The sequence below is a fragment of the Streptomyces sp. NPDC005070 genome, from assembly GCF_053600395.1.
The window spans coordinates 1-1,093 of sequence record NZ_JBSFZS010000581.1; the positions used below are offsets into that span (position 1 = coordinate 1).

Annotated in this window: 1 protein-coding gene; it reads left to right on the forward strand. The window is 71.3% G+C overall.

Annotated elements, in window-relative coordinates; all coding sequences use genetic code 11:
• Positions 1 to 282 precede the first annotated feature (282 nt).
• Positions 283 to 1,093 (forward strand): RNA polymerase sigma factor (locus ACWEBX_RS41320; protein ID WP_451889804.1); only part of this gene is annotated, 811 nt, incomplete at its 3' end.

Genomic DNA, 1,093 nt, shown 5'->3' on the forward strand with positions numbered 1-1,093 from the left:
CTCGGCGGGGGCGACGCGGGTGATGATTGCCGCGTGCCGGGCTGCTGGGCTCAACGACAGAGGCGGTCGCCGCCGTTCTGCACGCGCGCGGCGCGCCCGCCCCCTCTCGCCCGAAAGTGCTGCCGGAGGTGGGCGTTCGCGACGCCGGCCCCCATGGGTAGGACCTCCGGCTCCGACGGGCGGTCTACATACCCATTGGTATGGACTATTTGCCGCGCTGCCTTTGGAAGGAAAGCGGACGTGAATGACGGAACGCTGCCTCATTCGTCTGACCCCGACCGTGTGTTCGAGGTTTCGGATGAACGGCTCGCGGCCGAGCTGAAGAGGCGGGGCGGCGCAACCGCGAACTATCCGGTCGGGGAACTCCTGGACCGCCACTGGGAGGCCGTGTTCTCTTACGCGCGGATGTGCACCGGCGGTGTACGGCCCGCCGGAATGCTCACCACCGCGTCATTCACGCGTCTGTTCGGGGATTCGCTGCACCAGGGCGGACCGAGCGCCGCCTGGCGCCCCCACCTGCTCGTCACCGTCCGCCGCATAGCCGCCGAGTGGCTGATGGACCCGCGGCGCGAACTGCTCGATCCCGGGCTCCTGGCCGAAGCGGACCGCGCGGACCGGGCGGCGGCACGGCTGCTTCCCCCGGAGAACAGACGCCTGATCTCCCGGGCGTTCCAGCGCCTGCCCGAGCCGGCCCGCTGCCTGCTGTGGCACGGGGAGGTGGAAGCCGAACAACCGGAGATCCCCGCGGCCCTGTTGGGCATCTTCCCCGAGGACGCGGTCACCGAACTGGAGCGGGCCAGGGAGCGGCTGCGGCAGGGGTGTCTGGAGATCCACCACGAACTCGCCCCCAGCCAGGAGTGCCGCCGCTACCACCGCATGCTCGACGTCTCCTTCCGGCGCGGCGGCACCGGCCTCGACCCCGACCTGCGGAACCACATGAACGCCTGCGGCCACTGCCGTTACGCGGCCGACCAGTTGAGCCAGTTCAACGGCGAACTCGCCGTCCCGCTCGCCGAGGCGGTGCTCGGCTGGGGCGCGCTCGCCTATGCGGCCTCCCGGCAGGAACTCGACGATGGGGGCGCTCCCGGCGGCC